At 45.8% G+C, this 19,913-nt stretch carries 19 protein-coding genes and 1 other RNA gene; 2 read left to right on the top strand and 18 right to left on the bottom strand.

Annotated elements, in window-relative coordinates:
- Window positions 1-9: 9 nt before the first annotated feature.
- The 14 genes from RCH61_RS06325 to RCH61_RS06260 form a co-directional block, all read right to left on the bottom strand.
- On the bottom strand, window positions 10-1,380 hold the full coding sequence (locus RCH61_RS06325) for a V-type ATP synthase subunit B (RefSeq protein ID WP_306480183.1): 1,371 nt from the start codon (window positions 1,378-1,380) through the stop codon (window positions 10-12).
- Entirely contained in the window at window positions 1,381-3,147 is a 1,767-nt protein-coding gene (locus RCH61_RS06320) for a V-type ATP synthase subunit A (protein WP_306480182.1), read from the bottom strand.
- Window positions 3,147-3,470 carry a V-type ATP synthase subunit F gene (locus RCH61_RS06315; protein ID WP_306480181.1) on the bottom strand — a complete coding sequence of 108 codons (324 nt, stop codon included), beginning with the start codon at window positions 3,468-3,470 and terminating at the stop codon, window positions 3,147-3,149. Before RCH61_RS06315 ends, RCH61_RS06320 begins: the two co-directional genes overlap by 1 nt.
- The gene (locus RCH61_RS06310) at window positions 3,463-4,434 is read right to left on the bottom strand and encodes a V0D/AC39 family V-type ATPase subunit (protein ID WP_306480180.1); all 972 of its coding nucleotides are present in this window, start codon (window positions 4,432-4,434) and stop codon (window positions 3,463-3,465) included. Before RCH61_RS06310 ends, RCH61_RS06315 begins: the two co-directional genes overlap by 8 nt.
- 78 nt (window positions 4,435-4,512) lie before the next feature.
- Window positions 4,513-5,106 (bottom strand): V-type ATP synthase subunit E, encoded by a 594-nt coding sequence (locus tag RCH61_RS06305; RefSeq protein WP_306480179.1) that lies wholly within the window; start codon window positions 5,104-5,106, stop codon window positions 4,513-4,515.
- A 46-nt stretch (window positions 5,107-5,152) separates the two neighbouring features.
- The gene (locus RCH61_RS06300) at window positions 5,153-5,638 is read right to left on the bottom strand and encodes a V-type ATP synthase subunit K (RefSeq protein WP_306480178.1); all 486 of its coding nucleotides are present in this window, start codon (window positions 5,636-5,638) and stop codon (window positions 5,153-5,155) included.
- Window positions 5,635-7,656: a V-type ATP synthase subunit I gene (locus RCH61_RS06295; RefSeq protein ID WP_306480177.1), complete on the bottom strand. Its 2,022-nt coding sequence runs from the start codon at window positions 7,654-7,656 to the stop codon at window positions 5,635-5,637. Before RCH61_RS06295 ends, RCH61_RS06300 begins: the two co-directional genes overlap by 4 nt.
- A 32-nt stretch (window positions 7,657-7,688) precedes the next feature.
- Complete coding sequence (locus RCH61_RS06290; RefSeq protein ID WP_306480176.1) at window positions 7,689-8,078, bottom strand: hypothetical protein; 390 nt, start codon at window positions 8,076-8,078, stop codon at window positions 7,689-7,691.
- Window positions 8,079-8,257: 179 nt separating this feature from the next.
- Window positions 8,258-8,764, bottom strand: a complete 507-nt coding sequence (locus RCH61_RS06285; RefSeq protein ID WP_178007527.1) for a tRNA (cytidine(34)-2'-O)-methyltransferase — start codon at window positions 8,762-8,764, stop codon at window positions 8,258-8,260.
- 2 nt (window positions 8,765-8,766) lie between these two features.
- Complete coding sequence (locus RCH61_RS06280; protein ID WP_306480175.1) at window positions 8,767-9,939, bottom strand: aminotransferase class I/II-fold pyridoxal phosphate-dependent enzyme; 1,173 nt, start codon at window positions 9,937-9,939, stop codon at window positions 8,767-8,769.
- Window positions 9,939-10,442: an Lrp/AsnC family transcriptional regulator gene (locus RCH61_RS06275; RefSeq protein WP_178007522.1), complete on the bottom strand. Its 504-nt coding sequence runs from the start codon at window positions 10,440-10,442 to the stop codon at window positions 9,939-9,941. Before RCH61_RS06275 ends, RCH61_RS06280 begins: the two co-directional genes overlap by 1 nt.
- Window positions 10,443-10,559: 117 nt before the next feature.
- Complete coding sequence (locus RCH61_RS06270) at window positions 10,560-11,504, bottom strand: AIR synthase-related protein (protein WP_306480174.1); 945 nt, start codon at window positions 11,502-11,504, stop codon at window positions 10,560-10,562.
- A gap of 62 nt (window positions 11,505-11,566) precedes the next feature.
- Window positions 11,567-13,099 carry a VanW family protein gene (locus tag RCH61_RS06265; protein ID WP_306480173.1) on the bottom strand — a complete coding sequence of 511 codons (1,533 nt, stop codon included), beginning with the start codon at window positions 13,097-13,099 and terminating at the stop codon, window positions 11,567-11,569.
- A 29-nt stretch (window positions 13,100-13,128) separates the two neighbouring features.
- Window positions 13,129-14,865 (bottom strand): B12-binding domain-containing radical SAM protein, encoded by a 1,737-nt coding sequence (locus RCH61_RS06260; protein WP_306480172.1) that lies wholly within the window; start codon window positions 14,863-14,865, stop codon window positions 13,129-13,131.
- A gap of 209 nt (window positions 14,866-15,074) precedes the next feature.
- Here RCH61_RS06260 and ffs point away from each other — a divergent pair.
- An RNA gene (gene ffs, locus RCH61_RS06255) (signal recognition particle sRNA large type) lies at window positions 15,075-15,336 on the top strand.
- A 69-nt stretch (window positions 15,337-15,405) separates the two neighbouring features.
- Here the strand turns inward: ffs and tadA are convergent.
- Window positions 15,406-15,909, bottom strand: a complete 504-nt coding sequence (gene tadA, locus RCH61_RS06250; RefSeq protein ID WP_306480171.1) for a tRNA adenosine(34) deaminase TadA — start codon at window positions 15,907-15,909, stop codon at window positions 15,406-15,408.
- A 94-nt stretch (window positions 15,910-16,003) separates the two neighbouring features.
- Here tadA and RCH61_RS06245 point away from each other — a divergent pair, with 94 nt between their 5' ends.
- Window positions 16,004-16,981: a DUF6128 domain-containing protein gene (locus RCH61_RS06245; RefSeq protein WP_306480170.1), complete on the top strand. Its 978-nt coding sequence runs from the start codon at window positions 16,004-16,006 to the stop codon at window positions 16,979-16,981.
- Here RCH61_RS06245 and RCH61_RS06240 read toward each other — a convergent pair.
- The 3 genes from RCH61_RS06240 to RCH61_RS06230 form a co-directional block, all read right to left on the bottom strand.
- Complete coding sequence (locus RCH61_RS06240) at window positions 16,974-18,380, bottom strand: deoxyguanosinetriphosphate triphosphohydrolase (protein ID WP_306480169.1); 1,407 nt, start codon at window positions 18,378-18,380, stop codon at window positions 16,974-16,976. The genes RCH61_RS06245 and RCH61_RS06240 overlap by 8 nt on opposite strands.
- Window positions 18,308-18,496 (bottom strand): hypothetical protein, encoded by a 189-nt coding sequence (locus RCH61_RS06235; RefSeq protein WP_178007508.1) that lies wholly within the window; start codon window positions 18,494-18,496, stop codon window positions 18,308-18,310. Before RCH61_RS06235 ends, RCH61_RS06240 begins: the two co-directional genes overlap by 73 nt.
- Window positions 18,497-18,578: 82 nt before the next feature.
- Window positions 18,579-19,817, bottom strand: coding sequence for a hypothetical protein (locus tag RCH61_RS06230; protein ID WP_178007506.1), 1,239 nt, complete (start codon window positions 19,815-19,817; stop codon window positions 18,579-18,581).
- Window positions 19,818-19,913: the final 96 nt, after the last annotated feature.

Here is a 19,913-nt window from a genome sequence, read left to right as displayed (position 1 = left end):
AAGCAAGTTCTACTCTGCGTAATACTGATCCAAATATTTATCATCAATACGTTTCAATTCGGTTCTTGGCAGCATCCTGAGCAATTTCCAGCCGATATCAAGCGTTTCTTCAATACTTCTGTCTGTATTATATCCCTGCGATACATATTCTGCCTCAAAAGCATCTGCGAATTTTGCATACATTAAATCGATTTCCGTCAGCGCAGCCTCTCCCAGAATAACCATCAGCTCTTTCGCATCTTTTCCACGCGCATAGGCAGAGAAAAGCTGGTTCATCGTATTCGAGTGATCCGCTCTCGTTTTGCCCTCTCCGATTCCTTTATCTTTCAGACGGGAAAGGGATGGAAGGACATCGATCGGAGGTGTTACTCCTTTTCTGTAAAGGTCACGGCTCAAGATGATCTGACCTTCTGTAATATATCCTGTCAAGTCAGGGATCGGATGTGTTTTATCATCTTCCGGCATCGTCAGGATCGGGATCATCGTGATACTTCCCTTCTTGCCGTTCTGTCTTCCCGCTCTTTCATAAATAGAAGCCAGATCTGTGTACATATATCCCGGATATCCGCGGCGTCCCGGTACTTCTTTACGGGCAGCGGACACTTCACGAAGCGCATCTGCATAGTTTGTAATATCTGTCAGGATAACAAGTACATGCATCTCTTTTTCAAAGGCAAGATATTCAGCGGCTGTAAGCGCCATCTTCGGCGTTGCGATACGCTCGATCGCCGGGTCATTTGCAAGATTGATAAACAGAACCGTTCTGTCAAGCGCTCCTGTCTCTCGGAAACTTTCCACGAAGAAGTTCGATTCCTCAAACGTAATACCCATAGCAGCGAATACTACGGCAAAGTTCTCATCTGTGCCAAGTACTTTCGCCTGTCTCGCGATCTGAGCCGCAAGCTGCGCATGAGGCAGTCCTGATGCAGAGAAGATCGGCAGTTTCTGACCACGGACAAGCGTGTTCAGTCCGTCAATAGCAGAAACTCCTGTCTGAATAAATTCTTCCGGATAACATCTTGCCGCCGGATTCATCGGCAGACCGTTAATATCCATACGGGCATCCGGCAAGATTTCCGGACCGTCATCGATCGGTCTTCCAAGTCCGTCAAATACACGGCCAAGCATATCTTCTGATACCCCAAGCTCCATGCTTCTTCCAAGGAAACGCACCTTACTGTTGGAAAGGTTGATTCCTGTCGCGCTTTCAAACAACTGAACAAGCACGTCACTTCCGTTGACTTCCAGTACTTTACATCTTCTGGTTTCTCCGCTTGCAAGCTCGATCTCTCCAAGCTCGTCATAAGTTACGCCTTCTACGCCGCGCACAAGCATCAGCGGTCCGGCTACTTCCTGTATGGTTCTATACTCTTTCGGCATTTAGCGGTCCTCCTTTACAAATGCGTTGGCAATCTGAGCGCCTAATTCCTCGTCTACTTTTGCATATTCTGTGTCAAGCGCATCTTCCTTCACATATTTGAAACGTCCAATCTGTTCGCGAACCGGCATTGAGATCAGCTTCTGAAGAGATGCCCCTTTTCCAAGCGCCTCAACAGATTTTTCATAAAATGCATTCACTAACTTCATCATCATATGCTGTTTCTTCAAAGACGTATAAGTGTCTACTTCATGGAAAGAGTTCTGATGAAGGAAGTCTTCACGGATCGATCTCGCAGCTTCCATTTTCAAACGGTCTGTCGGAGAAAGTGCATCCATTCCGACCATCTTTACGATTTCTTCCAGTTCTGCTTCTTCCTGAAGAAGCGTCATCATCTTCTGGCGTCCTTCCATCCAGTCTTCCGCCACATTTCCGTTAAACCATTTTTCCATATCATCAAGATAGAGCGAATAACTGTTCAGCCAGTTGATCGCCGGGAAATGTCTCTTATACGCAAGCGCAGAATCCAGTCCCCAGAATACTTTTACGATACGAAGTGTCGCCTGTGATACCGGTTCAGACGTATCACCGCCCGGAGGAGATACGGCGCCGATTACAGAAAGCGCTCCTTCTCTTCCGTCTTTTCCAAGAGAGATCACATGACCTGCACGCTCATAAAACTGAGCCAGACGGCTTCCCAGATAGGCCGGATATCCTTCCTCTCCAGGCATCTCCTCAAGACGTCCCGACATCTCACGAAGCGCCTCTGCCCAGCGGGATGTAGAGTCTGCCATCAACGCTACGGAATAACCCATATCACGGAAATACTCTGCGATCGTGATTCCTGTATAAATGGATGCCTCACGGGCCGCAACCGGCATATCGGACGTATTTGCGATCAATACCGTTCTCTGCATCAACGCCTGTCCTGTCTTCGGGTCTTTCAACTCCGGGAACTCGTTCAGAACGTCTGTCATCTCATTTCCACGTTCTCCGCATCCGATATAGACAACGATATCCGCTTCCGCCCATTTTGCAAGCTGATGCTGGATCACTGTCTTACCGCTTCCGAACGGTCCCGGCACTGCTGCCACACCGCCTTTTGCGATCGGGAAAAACGTATCGATCACTCGCTGTCCTGTCACAAGCGGCATCTCCGGCGGAAGTTTCTTTTTATACGGACGTCCGCGGCGAACCGGCCATTTCTGCATCAATGTCAGTTCTCTGTCTCCGTTTTCCGTCTCAACAACAGCTACAACTTCTTCTACTGTAAACTCGCCTGACTTGATTTCTTTGATCGTTCCTTTCACTCCGTAAGGAACCATGATCTTCTGCTGCACGAGAACCGTCTCCTGCACTGTTCCGATCACATCTCCTGTCTCGACTTCATCTCCGACTTTTGCAGTCGGAACAAACTCCCATTTCAGGTTTCGTTTCAAAGACGGAACTTCCACTCCTCGCTTTAAGCTGTTTCCCGATACCTTCATAATATCATCCAGCGGTCTTTGAATTCCGTCATAAATACTTGTAATCAGTCCCGGTCCAAGTTCTACAGACATCGGCACTTCCATTGACTCTACCGGTTCTCCCGGCCCAAGTCCCGAAGTCTCCTCATATACCTGAATCGAAGCTTCATCACCATGCATCTCGATGATCTCTCCGATCAGACGCTGATTCGACACACGGACTACGTCAAACATATTTGCATCGCGCATTCCCTCTGCGATAACGAGAGGTCCTGCGACTTTTTTAATCACTCCTGTGCTCATTAGCTTACTCCTCCAAACAGAATATCCGAACCGACCGCCTGTTCCACGGTCTTCTTCACACCGCTTACACCCGCTCCTGTATTTCCTGATACGCCCGGTATTTGAATAATCGCCGGAAGGGTATTTTCACGGTACTGTTCTATCGTTTCTTCGATCTGTGCAGCCACGGCTTCGGTAATATATATGATCCCATACTGACCGTCTGCAAGCTGTTTTAATTTTTCCTCGGCATCTTCCCGGGTCTTTACAGGGCAGATGCTAAGACCTAATGTGGCGAATCCGTAAATGCTGTCGTAATCGCCGATAACTGCTATCTTATACATACATCTCCCTTATCCTTTCCCGAATCGCGTCATCCGAAAAACCATTTTGCTTTCCAGTTAAAATGATCCGAACCGTCTTGATCTCTGTCTCCCTTGCGATCAAATACCCGAGCAGAGGACCTACTGAAAACGTCTCATATTTCTGCGGTTTCAGCGTCTCGATCATCCGGTTATCACACCACCGTTCAAATGCAGATGCCGAATCCCGAAGCGCCTGCGCGCCTCCTGCATATGCGGTTCCCTCCAGATACTGCGCGATCTCATCCTCTCCGGCAAGCACCGCACGGATAAGCTGTTCTACGTTGATCCCGTCACATTCTGCCATCGCGCTTCTCATAAAGTCTGCACTTTTTCCTGTCTTCTGTGAACGAACCGCGATCTTAATATCCGCGATCGCCACCGTTGTGTCTGCATAATTTTCAATGATCGGTTCGCCGGACTCTTTTCCTGCCTTTCGGATTGCTTCAAGCGCCGCCTTATCGACCATAATATCGCACAACTGCCCGTCTCTCGTATGAAGAAGTGTTTCAAGGGCATCCTGCGCCGTACTTCCCATATGAGACGGAAGTTTTGAAAATTCTCTGTTCTCCACGATCCGAAGCATCTCTTCTCCTGAGATAGAACAATCGTCATAGAAAATATTCGGATTACGAATTTCCGTACATACTTCTTTGATCGCAGCTTTCAGATTATGATACAGTTTCGGATAAGAAAGGACATTGAATACGCTCACATCCGGAGCGACTTCTTTGATCACTTCCCACGTTTTTTCTTCCTCCCGCCTTAAAACAGCGTCGGGATCATCCTGATCCGCTGTATCTCCCCAGCCTTTTTCAACAACAAACTGCAGCACTTCCGCCGCTGTTTTGCAGGACAAAAGCTGCTCGATGACCGCATCAGAGAACAGGGCCACTTCCAGCGCACGGATTCGTGCAACCGCGTAAGTATATTTTGTATTCCCCAATTCTAAACCTCCTTATGCTGTAACAATCCGCCGCTTTTCCTGAACATGCGGACTGTTATTTTCCAAGCAGATTCCTCTTTACGAAAAGAGCAGCTTCTTCACTTCATCTGCCAGTTCTTCTCTTTTCGCTTCAAAGACTGCTTTTATCGTGCAGTTTTCTTCTATCCCGCCATACACGAGAATAAAGCCCCCGTCAATCTTTCTTGTCTCTTTCGAAATCGTAAGCTTTCCGCCCTTTCCTTTTGCCGCAGCGTCAATTTTTTCCGCAAACTCTTTCGGCATCCGGTTAAGATCTCTCTTTGAGAAGCAGATCTCTCCGTCCTGTGCAAGTACATATTTATCAAGCATTTTCTGAAGCATTTCAAAATATGCCGTGTCGTCCATCTCCATCACCCGGCTGTACGCCGCGTCAAGTACGGTGCGGATCACTTCCTGCTTCGCCGCCAAAAGAGCCTGTTTCCTGTTCATATCTGCGGATGATTCCGCTCGTTTCGCATATTCCTTCGCATCCGCCGCGGCTCTTACACGGATCGTTTCCGCTTCTGCGCCGGCTTTTCCAACCGCCTCTTTGACGATCTTTTCCGCCTCTTTTTTTGCCTGATCGAGAAGTTCTGCCGCGGACTGCTCTGCCTCCTCAAAAATCCGGGATTTCATTTTATCTAATCCGCTCATTTATCGCTGTCTCCTTTTCATCAATTCCAAACCAAACGTCTTTTCCTTAGATCTGGATTCCGTTTACGGCAAGGAAGGAGATCAACAGCGCCAAAATAGCGTATGTCTCAACCATCGCCGGGAACAACATCGCCTTACCGAACTGCTCCGGTTTCTTTGCAACAATTCCGATAGAAGATGCCGCTGTTTTTCCCTGTGCGATACCGGAAAGAAGTCCTACAATACCGATCGGGAGACATGCTGCCAGAATCAAAAGTCCTGAAGATACAGAAACATCTACAGCTCCGCCTCCAAGGATACCGATCTTTGAAAGTGTAATAAATCCTACAAGCAGTCCGTACAGACCCTGTGTACCCGGAAGAAGCTGAATAATAAGTACTTTCGCAAACTTACTCGGATCTTCTGTAACAACGCCGGCTGCTGCCTGTCCTGCAATACCAACTCCGATCGCCGATCCTGCTCCTGCGAATAATACCGCGATCGCCGCTCCGAGCAACGCATAAACAATTCCTAACTCTCCTGCAATATTCATGATAAAGTTTCCTCCTTAACATCTGCATATTTTGTATTTTCTTTAAAAGGATTAAACGGCTCTCCGCCGCCTTCGTAAAATTTTCCGAAAAACTCCACAAACTGTAAACGGTTTGTGTGTACATATGCGCCCAAAAGGTTGATCGCCAGGTTGAGCGCATGACCTGCGATAAAGATTACGATAAACGCGATCACTCCGATCACGTTGTTCGGAAGCATACTTCCCATCTGGTTAATAACTGATGCGATTACTCCGGTTGCAAGTCCAAGTGCCAGCAGACGGGAATAAGACAACACATCGCTGAGCCATCCGCTCACATTGTAGAGATCGTATGCTCCAAGCGCCAAACGAAGCGCCGGGTTTTTCTTTTCTCTTCCTGACATAAGCACGATTCCCAAAGCTCCTGCGATCGCCAGTACCTTTGCTCCGGTATTAAGCCAAGCCGGAAAGACGATCTGCATCTGCGCAATAGATGCGAAAATATCGCTCGGCAGAAGCATTAAGATCAAACCGATCAAAAGCATAAACCAAAGAACAACGTCGCAGAAGAAATCCATCACTTTTCCGTCTTTCAGACAAAGATAACCTTTGATCCCAAGTCCTACAAACAGGTGGATCACACCGAATAACAGCGAGAACACGAGCAGTTTCATCGGATCGTTCAGCGGCACGAACCAAAGCGCCGGAACGGTTATCGTTGTTCCGAAAAATTTCTCAGAAACGACATCTACGATATTTCCAAAATAGCCTCCGAATAAAATTCCCCATACAAGCGTGGATAATCCACAATAGAAGAATAATTTCATTGACTTTTTCATTCCCTCTGACATCCTCGGGAATTTTTTCACAAGCACAGCACAGACAATCGCTACGATCGCGCCATATGCCGCGTCTGAAAGCATCATTCCAAAGAAAAATACATAGAAAAATGACATGATCGTCGTAGGATCAAGTTCGCCTTTGTGCGGAAGTCCATAAGACTCTACTACCCCTTCCACACTTGCTGAAAACGGATTATTCTTTAAAATAACCGGCACTTCCTCATCTTCTCTCAATTCCTCGACGTCCACCATACAATCATATTTCTTTGTCAGATAATCGGCAAGATGCGCCGATTCACACTGCGGAATGTATCCGCTTATGACAAAAGTTCTCTCCGACTGCGGAATCTGACCGAGTACTGCATATTTGTCCGCACGTACCCTGTAATAATCCGCTAATATTTTTAATTTTTCTCTCTGATCCGAAAGCCCTTTTACCTCTTCTTCAATCTGTCCGATCTTTGCGCGGCAGTCTGCTGCCTGACTTTCCAGCTCCTCTTTCTGGAACTTCGGAACGTCTTCCCATGTTTGAGAAGGTCTTGCAAACCCTGCGCTTCTAAGCGCTTCCTCCGCCGCCTGCACATCTTCTTTCAGGCAGACAACCGCCACATATACCGTACTTGGTTCTGACGAGACGATATTTACATCTGCTCCGGTTATATCCGGCGCTTTCTCCGCCAAAATCCCATATACAGCCTCCGCGTCCGTACCTCCGGGCATTGTTCCGAAAAACACTGCTGTCCGGGCTGTCTCTGCCGGAGTCAGCGGAACGTCCAGACCGATCCACGGATTCAGACTCTCGATACTGTTGCTTAACTTCGTGATCTCCGCAAGCTGCTCAGAACGTTCTTTATCCAGCCTACAGATCTGTCTCGCCCTTTTCAGAAGATCTCTTCGTTCATTACGAACCTGTTCTTCCACTTCCCGCTCGATCAATGCTTTTCCTTCCAAAGATGCAAACAACGACTTCTTCTCAGGGTCATATTTATCCAAAATGCCGATCGCCTGTTCTGCCAAAGCCGACGCTTTCTCAAAACCCGCTTTCTGCCCTGCAGTATCCATCTTCTTAAAATCTTCATCTTCTTCGATTACATGATTGATCTCCACAACACCGAGGCTCTGTAATTTTTCAAGGATTGCTTTTCGGTCTTTCTTTAAGGCGCAGATGCTGATTCTCTGCATCTTAAGTACCGCCATCTGTTTATCCCTCCTTTACAGTCTTATTTCTGTTATGTCAATCTTTCCAGCACAAGAGCGACTGCCTCATTCTTACGTTCAAGAGCCGCCGCTTTCATCTGTTCCGCTTCTCTGCGTGTCTCTTCCGCCGCCTGTGCCAGCATAACTTCCCCGTCCTTCTTTGCCTGTTCTGCCGTTTTCAAAGCATCTGCTTTTGCTTCGTCGATCAGCTCACGGGCAGACTGTTCTGCTTCTTTTTTCGCGGTCTCGATCACATTCCTGCTCTCTTGTTCCGCTTCTTTTACGATCTGATCTGCCTTACTTTCTGTCTCTCGGATAGATTTGATCGTTTCTTCCACCATTTTCGCAACACCACCTTTCACTTTCTTTTCTATCGTTTTAGTTTTACCAAACTTTCCCGCTTCATACGGGACGTTCCCCATTCCAAGGAACGATTCCCTCCTCCTGTGCCGTATCTCCACCTAATATAAACGAAAACATTTCTTAGCGGTTTCTTAGCACATTGACACTATTATATACCGAAAGACTGCAATAGTGAACTACACTTTTCCTGAAAATTCTTACACTATTTCGGCAATTTGCACATATTTTCACAGTTTTTCTATCGATTATTCCCCTGCCATTTTAATTCATGAAGTTCTCCTTCCAACTCCATTCCGGCAAATCCATTTTGCCGGAGAGCTTCATAGAGAACAACCGCCACAGAATTTCCGAGATTCAAAGACCGGATCTCTCCCATCATCGGAATCCGCACACAAGTCTCTTCATGATCTACAAGGATCTCTTCCGGTATTCCCGCACTTTCTTTTCCAAACATAATATAGCAGTCCGGTTCATAAGCTGCCTCTGTATATACCTTTTTTGCTTTCGTTGTCGCCATATAGATCTTAGCGTTTGGATTTTTCTCAAGGAAATCCGCATAATCAATATAAGTCGTTACATCCAGATCATCCCAGTAATCCATTCCGGCGCGTTTCAGCGCCTTTTCCGACAATTTAAAACCAAGCGGCTCGATCAGATGCAGACGCGTTCCTGTCGCGACGCATGTCCTTCCAATATTTCCGGTATTCGCCGGGATCTCCGGTTCATAAAGTACAATATTCAGCATAATTATTTTCTCTCACTTCTCAACCGGCCGATAAATCTTTCAAGACGACCGATTGCTTCTTTTAAATCTTCCAGCGAATATGCGTAAGATATCCGCAAAAATCCTTCGCCGCATTCACCGAACGCCGTTCCCGGAACGACTGCGACCTTCTCTTCATTTAAAAGACGGGTTGCAAATTCTTCCGAAGTCATTCCAAATTCTTTGATACTTGGGAAGACATAAAATGCTCCAAACGGCTCAAAGCATTCCAATCCCATTTTTTCAAACTCATGCATCAGGAAGCGCCGTCTCTGATTATAGGATTTCCGCATTTCTTCCACTTCATCCCCACAGTTTCTCAGACCTTCCACCGCCGCATACTGGCTGTTTGTAGGCGCGCACATGATCGCGAACTGATGAAGTTTCGTCATCTGCGTGATAATCATCTCAGGACCGCAGCAATATCCGAGTCTCCAGCCCGTCATCGCAAACCCCTTTGAAAATCCATTGATCACAAGTGTCCGTTCTCTCATGCCAGGCAGACTTGCAATCGACACATGTTCTTCTTTATATGTAAGTTCTGAGTAGATCTCATCAGACATCACATATAAATCATGCGCTTTGACAAATTCTGCAATCGGTTCCAGATCTTCCCGTGTCATGATCGCCCCTGTAGGATTGTTCGGGAAAGGCAGAACGAGTACTTTTGTCTTTGGCGTCGTATATGTTTCAAGTTCTTCCACCGTCAATTTAAACTCATTCTTTTCCTGAAGCGGAATAATCACAGGAATCCCGTCTGCCATAATCGTACATGGCAGATAAGAAACGTAACTGGGCTGCGGAATAAGCACTTCATCTCCCGGGTCGAGCATACAGCGAAGTCCAACATCGATCGCCTCGCTTCCCCCCACCGTGACAAGTGTTTCATGCACCGCATCATATTTCACATAAATCTTTCTCTCAAGGTAATTACAGATCTCTTTTCTCAATTCTTTTAATCCGGCATTAGAAGTATAGAACGTTCTTCCCTTTTCAAGCGAAAACATTCCTTCCTCTCTTATGCGCCACGGCGTATCAAAATCCGGTTCTCCTACTCCGAGGGAAATTGCGTCTTCCATCTCGTTTGCCACATCAAAGAATTTACGGATGCCGGACGGTTGTATATCAACGATTTTTTTCGATAATGGATTTCTCATTATAATGTCACCGGTATCCTTTCCGACCCTTTCTTCACGCCCATGATCGTGCCGTGGTCTTTATATTTCTTCAAGATAAAATAAGTAGCCGTGCTCAGTACACCGTCAATCGTAGACAGGCGCTCGGACACGAATCTGGAAACCTCTTTCAGCGTCTTTCCTTCCAAAGTAACAAGCAGGTCATAACTTCCTGAAATAAGGTAAACTGCATATACTTCGGGATAATTATATAACCGCTCTGCGATCCGGTCGAATCCACTGTCTCTTTGCGGGGTCACACGTACTTCGATCAGCGCCGTCACCATCTCTACGCCTGCTTTATCCCAGTCGATCAGCGTATGATAACCACAGATAATCTTTTCTTTTTCCATCTCGGCAATCTCATTTGCCACATCTGTTTCTTCCACACCGACAAGCACTGCCAGTTCTCCGAGATCTACACGGCTGTGCTTTTCGATATACTTCAGGATCTCCATTCTCAATTCTTCTTTTTTTCCGTTCATTTTCTGCCTCCTGCATTTTTTTCTTTTCTATCTATTTTTTCTATCTATTTTTTCTATCTATTTTTCTGTTCTATCTGCTTTTTTTGTTCTATCTTTTTTCTCTTTTCCGGTCTGCTTTTATCCGGTCTGCTTTTCTTTCTGCCATCGTGCCAGTTCATCCGGCGCAGGTCTGTCTAAATATCGGATCTCATCTCTGCTTGTGATCACCCGCGCATTCTGCGCTTTGGCAACCCCAAGCCTGACGGCTCGTGCCCCCGCCTTTTCCAATACTTCGATCACACGCTCTGCTTCGTCAGTCAAGATCAAATAACTTCCGGCAGAAGTCATCTGATACGGATTCAAACGATAATATTCACAGATCTCCACTGTTTCCTGCTTCAATAAGACCGCTCCCATTGCAATCTCAAAGCCAATCTTCTCATCTTCTGCCAAACGCCATAATTCTGCCAGAATCCCACCGCTTCCGATCTGCCGGATCACCGTATTGCTTCCGTCTGCCGCCGCCAAAATCTGCTTCGGAACTACAAGCCTGTTCCGAAGCTGCTTTGCCTGCGCCAAAAATGTATTGACAAACCTCAGTGACAATTCTTCTTCCGCCTCTTCCAGTATACGCAGAGAACCTTCCAGCCCTGCATATCCGCATAAAACTAATTCTCTGTCTCCGTATGACCGTTCTTCTCTCTTGTCCGTTATCTCTTCCGCCTTTCCTCCTGCCGACGCATATATAACCGGACTTTTGACAACCGCCGTTCCTTCCGCTGACAAAGCAGTCAGGATCACGCCGACGTCTTCACAGCCCTTTTGAATCTCCTCACATAGAGCCGCAAGTGCGGCTTCTTCCATCTTCTCAGGAAAAAGAATGTTCACAGAAACTCCCTTTGCCCTGACTTTATGAGAGGCAAGTTCTCCGACCGCCCCGAGAACCGCATAATATCCAAGTCCCGCATGATCACCGCATACGACAGTGTCCGCCCGGCAAACCCCGTCGTCGGTCTGACTGATATGAACTTTCTTTTTCACCGATCGATTCCATATCGTCGGAGAAATCTTCCCGATCTTCATTTCCTGATTCTTCCTTCCGTTTTTCCTTCCTGTTTTTCCAAACAGCTTCTTTTCAACCCTTTTTACTCTTCTTCGTTCTTTTCGATATTTTCCTGCGCTTCTCCGTCTGCCAAAGAACGGATTGCCTCTTGGATCTTCTCTGCATTTTGAGACTGCACCGCCGCATTGATCCGCTCGGACAGCGCCTCGTCTTCCGTAAACGTTCCGACTGCGATCGTTTTCCCCGAAGCAAGGTAGGTACTGTAATTAATAACTTCTCTGCCGATCTCTTCTCCGTCTTCGTAAACAACTTTCCAAAGCTGCGCCTTGTATCCGGTTTGTCCGGCATTTTGTGTATACATTGTACCGACCGGATCTTCTGTCGCCACATAACGTGTCTCATCCGACTCGATCGTTTCTTTCAGCTCACTGATATATTCGATCGACCTGTTGGCGGGTCTTGTTTCTATTCCAAATACATGAAACGTAAGCGTTCCGTCTGAAAGCGCCGCTTCGATATAAACCGGATCTTCCAGATTATTCTTGAATTTCAAATCTTTGACATCATCTGCGATTGCCGCATCCATCGACAGATCCACATAAGAAACCGTCATAGAATGTTCATATCGCTCCACAATCTCAAGCTCCGCCAGCAAAAGCGCATTATAAAGAGTCGTAGATACCTGACAGATTCCGCCTCCCATCGATTCTACAACTTCATTGCCCGCATAGGAAGCAGCCATCGCATATCCGTTTTCTTCTGTGTAAGGTGACATTAAAAGATTCGCGGAAACTTCCTCTCCCGGTTGGATCAGCGTACCGCCGATATGTCTCGCCCCGGATTCTACATTGATCGATCTCCCATCGCCTGTCGCACCGTAATACGTCGTATAAGATCCGAGCACATCCGTAAGATCCGCAAGATCTTCTGTCTGAATATCCGCCTGTTTTTCCCTGAAAACCACTTTCGTTTTTCCCGGCGTTTTTCCTCTTTTTTCTCCAAGCAGCGCATTAATATTCGCAACCGTCTGCTTCAGATCCAATTCTTCTCCTGAAACGTCGTCCACCAGTTTTGTTTTCCCGTTTTTCACTGTCAGGCGCGCATCTTCCGGCGCTTTTAAATACGGGGCAAAAGCAGTTGTCAACGCTTCTTCCGCCGATTTCTCGGTCACGGCATATGTAAGTGGAAATGTCTTGACATGTTTCTTTTTCTCTGAGGTTCTTAAGATTCTGTAACAACTCACAGGATTTCCCTCTTTACCGTAGTCTACTGCCTTCTCGATCGTCTTGCCGAGCTGTTTTACCGAAACGCCCATAGCTTCCAAAGAAACCGAAACAGTCTTTTCCCCTTGAACTGAAAACGAAACTGTCTGGACCGCATATCTGTCCAAATCTGTTTTCACTGCTTCTTCCGCCTCTTTCGCAGTCATGCCGGACACATCCGTTTCCCCGATCATTATGCCTTTTATAATCTTATCTGCATCATAGCTTTTTATTTTATACTGAAGGAAAACATTTACACCGAGCACAACGGCTGCGGCAAAAACACCGACGCCGATTATTCTTCGGAGCGCTTTCTTTCTATTCTTTGACTTTTTTCTTCTTCTCTTGTCCATCGCAGCCTCTTCGCCTGTTCTATTCCGGTTTAACCGACTTCATACACTGCCGCATTTCCTGTAAGCGGATCCCGGTTCTTATAATCAAACAATATCATCTTCCCATCAATCCGTTCCAAATGGGTCATTTTCCTCATCTGACGTCTGTCGTACCCCTCGTATGATTTCAGATACGTCCTTTCTTTCTCTTCTTTCTTATAAAACGCTGCCGCTTCATCCGAAGTAACACCGTTTTCTCCGAGAAATGCCGGACGGTTTTTCACATTATCTCTCAAATACAGGTCTGATGTCAACCTGCCGACATATTCTTCTGCTCTTTCTTTGCACGTTTCTGTAAGAAAATCATATAAGATCTCATATCGTCCGATCCGTGAATGACTCAACGCGAACGCATTTATCTGATCATAATATGCCGCCAAACTCTCATACATACAAAATGCTGACGTAAATTCCCGCTCCAACGCCGCCATCGTATGACAAAACTGTCCGCTGTTGTAATATACTTCAACCATCTCTTCTATCTGCTTCAACCGAATGATCTCCCCATAAGTAAGCCACTTCGTAGAAAGAACTTCATACGGCGCCCGATCTTGATACACAATACCGTACTCCTGCGCCTTTTCATTCATGACAGAACCTTTCAAAACTTTCAAAAATCCAAGTTGAAGCTGTTCCGGCTGCATTGCATAAACACGGTCAAATGATTTTCCAAAGCTTTCATATCCCTCATACGGCAGTCCTGCGATCAAGTCCAAGTGTTGATGCACATTGTTTCCTTTTTTAATTTTGTCAACAATCGTTGACAAAACTTCTATTTTCATCGTTCTGTTGATTTCCCGTATTGTAACTTCATTCGCTGACTGAACACCGATTTCAAGCTGGATCAGTCCAGGCCGCATCCGACTGATCAGCGCGATCTCTTTCTCATTTAACAAATCTGCCGAAACTTCAAAATGAAAATTCGTAATTCCATTATCGTGCTCATGAATATACGTCCAAATCTCCATTGCATGATCGTGTCTGCAGTTAAACGTCCGGTCTACAAATTTTACCTGCGGCACTTTATTGTCTAAGAAAAACTGAAGTTCTTTCTTCACAAGCTCTGTCTCTCTGAAGCGAAGACATTTGTCAATAGAAGAAAGACAATAGCTACAGGAAAAAGGACACCCCCTGCTGGATTCATAATAAATGATCCTGTTCTCAAAATCTTCAATATGTTGATACACAAACGGCACGGCGCTCAAATCAATGACCGGACGGAACGCATTTTGGATCACAGCTCCGTCCTTATTTCTGTAAGCGATCCCTAAAATACCAGAAAAGATCTCGTCTCTTTTCTCCCCAGCACAAAACGTCTCTTTCTTTTCATGGTAAACGCGCAGCAGCTCCGCAAATGTCTCTTCGCCTTCCCCGCACATCACACCTTCAACTTTCGGAAACCGTTCCAACACTGCTTTGGCATCATACGACACCTCCGGTCCTCCAAGCCAGATCTTCATATCAGGCAGGATCTTCGGCAATTCTGTCAAAAGATGCCCCACATATTCTATGTTCCACATATAGCAGGACATCCCGAGCAGATCAGGTTTCTTCCGATAGATATCCTGTAGGATTGCATCAAATGTCTGATTGATCGTATATTCCGCAATTTCAATCTCTTGTGAATTGTTTTTTCCGAGCTTCTTTTGGGCATATGCTTTCAAACTATACACAGCGAGATTCGAATGAATATATTTTGCATTAACTGCCGCTAAAAGTATCTTCATAATATTTCTTAATTTCTGCCACTCAAAAATATGATTCCCTACATGCCTCACATTCCGTTGTCTGTTTCCTGTTAAATTTACAAGATTTTGAATGGCTCTCCTTTCTTTCACCAAGTTTTATATCATATAATAACATTAAAAAGAGCGGACGCAAAGAATTTTACATTCTATTCATTGACATTTTCCTGAAAACCATGTAAAATTAAGACTCGTGCAGCCGGGGTGTTAGCGGTACCTTGTACCTGCAATCCGCTATAGCAGGGGTGATATTGTGCAGAGGGCGACAGCCGGCAGGGCTGCCCCGAGTAAGTGGCGTTGATGTTTGGGTCTTACGCGACGGGAATCTGTGAATCGTGTCAGGTCGGGAACGGAGCAGCACTAAGCAGAACCTTCCGGGTGCCGTAAGGGTGCCTGAACTGAGTTAACTGCCCGGGTAACGTCTGTTAGCCTAGCTCGAAGCACAATGCACGAAAAAAGAAATTTATAGAATACAGCATTCTTAACATAACTCAAATTTTAGATAGTCCGTGCCGAAACAGCTTATTCTGCTGCATCTGCACGGGCTTTCTTTTTCTTTTCTCTTAATTCCCTGAAAAATCCGGTCATAAGCGCGCTGCACTCTTCTTCAAGCACCCCTGTCGTCAGTTCTGCCTGATGATTAAATTCTTTCACCTGAAGAAGATTTAAAACCGATCCGGCACATCCGGCTTTCGGATTCATACATCCGACAACAACACGGGTCATTCTCGACTGGATGATCGCGCCCGCGCACATTTGGCACGGTTCTAACGTCACATACATCGTACAGCCTTCCAATCTCCAGTCCCCCATTTTTCTGCTCGCCTTTTTTATCGCGGCAATCTCTGCATGTGCAAGGGGATTTTTATCTGTATTCCTTCTGTTATATCCTCTGCCGATAATCTTTCCGTCGTAAACAATCACGCATCCAATGGGCGTTTCGTTTAAGGCGTACGCTTTCTGCGCCTGTTTAATGGCAGCTCTCATATATTTTTCATCTGTCTTTAACAGTTCTCTTTCTTCCATTACGTTTCTCCTGCTTTTCTTTTCCGTCTGACACGTTCTTTTTCTTTTCTTCTGTGAATACACTAGAGAAAAAAGACAAGAATCGAGGTAAAAGATGAATCCTGGTACTTTTTATTTATACGAATATGAAGGCGATCTTCGAAAACGCAATGCCGGATTTCTGAAGATTTCCCGACATTATCAATCATGTATTTTTCAGATCCACCTTAGGAGCAGCCAACTTGAAACTGCCTCCGAGATCGAACTATACGCCTTCTTTTTTCACGAAAACACAATACAGGCACAACGGCTTTCCGTTCTCTCTCCTGCTGCCCCGACAGAGGCTTTTCACTTCTGCGCTTCGGAAAATTCCTTTCCCGAACGACGCAGTCTTGAAGCGATCGACGGATTTTTTCTGAAATGTCCTGTATCGTCCGTTTTCTGGTTCACACCTGACTGCCCCGAAACGATTGAGTTTAATAAGATTTGTTTTCTCGATACCGTCTCCACACTTCAAGCCAAAACACAAACCGAAAGATCCGAAGATGCCCGGCGCGAAACACAAACTGAAACATCCAGCGAAGCCCTGCATGAAATACAATCTGAAACATCCAGCGAAGCCCTGCATGAAATACAATCTGAAACATCCAGCGAAATCCGGCACGAAACGCAAACCGAAACATCTGCCGATGTTCCCAGCGAAACTACTCTTGAAACACAAGCCGAAGCGCAGCAATATGTTACAGATGAGAAAACCGAAAAGAGCCTCCCTGACGAGCCTTCTTTTCCGCGAAAAATATTTCTTTCTGAACTTACCATCCTCCCGCGAAGATTCTGGTCTCTTTCAAGCAACAGTTTTCTGCTGCACGGATACCACAACTACAAACACCTGATCCTCGCCGAGCAAAACAACCGTCTGTGGCTCGGAGTCCCCGGCGTATATGACCTAAGAGAAGCCCGCGCCGCAGATCTTTTCGGCTTTCCGCGTTTCTGCCGCTCCTATGCCGATTCTGAACTGTTGAGCGACGAGGAGCGCAATCTAAAAGCGGACTTCGGCCACTGGTTTCGCTGTGTCGGATCCTCCACTAAATAATTCCGTTCATCTCCTGATAAAGCCGCTTCGCATAACTGTCCGTCATCCCGCACACATAATCCGTCACGAGCAGCAGGCGGAGATACAGCTTCTCCGCTTCGCTCTTTCCTTTTGACTGAATCCGATATGCATTTTTATAATTATCCGATATAAATGAAATCACTCTCCGGTCGATCGTTCCCTGCTTTTCTTCTGTGTCGAAATACAGCGCCGCCTGTACAAGCCGATCCATAAGATAATCAAGAACCGCTGACTCTGACACTTCCATTTTATAAATTGCCATTGAGGAAAAGACATATCTATATGCCATATCTCCAAGCAGTTCCATCAGAAATTCTCCCTTTGTTCCATAAAACAGATCGTTCTCAAACTCCCCCGCCATGATTTCGTCATAATTCGACATAAATCCTTCCGTCGCACAGTTGAGCAAAAATCCCTGCGCACTTACGATCCAGTTTTTCACCGCATAAGATTCAGGATTATGCACTTGTTTCTTTGTACCTCTGTCATAGAAACTGCGCAGTCTGGATACCGGTCGAAACAGGCAGTCCGGCATCTTCTCTTCCAGCACTTCCAATTCCCGTTCCAGATCCCCGTATCGAATAAATCCTTTTACAAATGCATCTTCAATATCTGCTGTCTTGTATGCAAGATCATCCGCCGCTTCCAAAATATACGCCAACGGATGTCTGTTTCTTCCTGCGCCTGTCTCTTCCGTTACTTTCCGAAAGATGTCTTCATCCGCATAATAATATCCCATCTTCCTGTCTTTTATATTGCTGCTCTTTTCATTTATTTCCATAGAAGAACCTGGATATTTTATGATCGTATTAAGCAAAGCGTATGTCAGATTCATTCCATGTTCATCTACAAGATAATGCAGTCTTGTCACAAGGCGAAGCGCCTGCGCGTTTCCTTCAAAATGATAAAAATCCTGTTTCATCTGTTCTGTAAACATCTCTGATACACGCTTCCCACAAAACGTAAGTTTCGGTAAATTCCGCTCGAACCATTCTCTGATCGCAATTTCTCCAAAATGACCGAAAGGCGGGTTCCCGATATCGTGGATCAGTCCCGCGCATTCCAATATATGAGAAATATCTTCTTTCATCTGTAAAGTAAACCCTTCTGCTTTCCGATATTCCAGTATATTTTCCCCGATCGTCTGTCCAAGAGATTTCCCAAGAGAGGAGACTTCCAGCGAATGCGTCAGTCTCGTTCTTATAAAATCACTTTTATCCAAAGGAAACACTTGTGTTTTATCCTGCAGACGCCGAAAGGATGCGCTGCCGATAATCCGATGATAATCTTTTTCAAATTCGCTCCTCAGATCTCCCACCTTTGCGCAAGTCCGGCTTTCACGCTCTCTTCTGTTTGAAAGCAGTCTCTTCCATTCCATTTCCCGCACTCTCCTTTCATTTCTTTCGTAATCACCGGAAGAGCCAAAAGGCACATTCCGGGATTGTAAGCAGTCGTCAAGTTCTCGGGCAGACCAGGACTTTGGCTTGCCGCCATTGCAAATCAACCCCACAGAAAAATCTGCGGGGCTGTATTGCTGTCTTGATTGTTCAATTTATTTCCCGAATCGGAACTGTCATTAATCGAGATAGATCGGCGGTTCGTATGCTTTTCCAAGCAGCGCTTTCTTTCTCTCTTGAAGTCCTAAGAATGCCCATTCCGTCATATCTGTCCATTTATGGATCGTACGGTCGTATACTTGAACGTATCCGATCCTTGTCGGATGCATCCGCACACTGTTCGACTGGTATTCTCTTCCTGTATATGGATTTACATCCCCGACCTCCGTGTCTTCATCTGCATCATTATGGGTAAGGACCGGTTCGAAATCTTCTTTCTTTTCACTTGCCGAAACGGAATCTTCGCTCACGGAAACCTGCTCCTCCTGTTCGATACTGTTCAGATTCTGTCCATTCTCTTCCGGATTCATCTGCTGAAGCTCCACCTGTTCTGTCTGAACCTGACTTTCTTCTTCCTGTACGGCGCTTTCTCCGATATCCGCTGTCCTTCCTTCATTTTCCTGATCAGAAATTCCTCTTCCTGATTTTGTTTCCGGATCTCTTCTTCTGAAAAAACTTCCGAGTCTGCGCTCTTTTTTCGGCTTTTCCAATTCCTTTTTGATCTCTTCGATCGGTTCTCCTGCCTTCACGTTTTTCTCAAGTTCATTCAGTTCTTCATGGATCTCATATAATTCTCCGATCGTCATATCCCGATCGTTCGATTCTGTTTCAGCAGTCATGTTTTCTTCCATTCTGAACGTCTCTGTCATCGGATAAGCAGCCGCCGGGATTTCCTCAGACTCTTCCGCTTCTTCAGGAGAAATGTTCAAGACTTCTTCCGGCATACGCTCTTCAGACAATACGGCTTCTGTCTCATTTGTTTCAGGCAATATTTCTTCTGCCTCATTTCCTTCAGGCAACACCTCTTTTGGCTCATTTACTTCAGTGAAGATCTCTTCTGCCTCATTCGCCTCAGATAAGATCTCTTCCGGCTCATTCGCTTCAAGTGATACTTCTTCTGAATTCGGCGTCTCTGCTTCTTCCGCTCTTACCGCTGCATGTTCCGGCGCTGCAGCGCTTCTGAACTCTCCTGTCCCTTCTGCCGACATAATACTTAAATAAAAGGGACATTCAAGCATTTCCGCGATCATACGCATATCCTGCTCCTGAAAATTATCTCTTCCGAGACGCTGTGTCAGATTCTGTCTCGACATCTTCTTTCCTGTTTTTTCCTCGATCAGTTCTGCAAGCTGCTTGATCGTCATTCCTTTCCTTCCAAGAATGATCTTGACCTGTTCCCCAAATGTTAAATCCTGCATTTTTTCCTCCTTATGTATATTTATACTCATTATCAACCTTTACAGGTTTTCCCCATATACTTATCCTATCTCTTTTCCACTGCCTGCGTCAAGAGG

The sequence above is a fragment of the Mediterraneibacter sp. genome (assembly GCF_030825015.1).
In the GTDB taxonomy this organism is placed as follows: Bacteria; Bacillota; Clostridia; order Lachnospirales; family Lachnospiraceae; genus Mediterraneibacter.
This window is presented reverse-complemented; position numbering and strand designations above follow the sequence as displayed.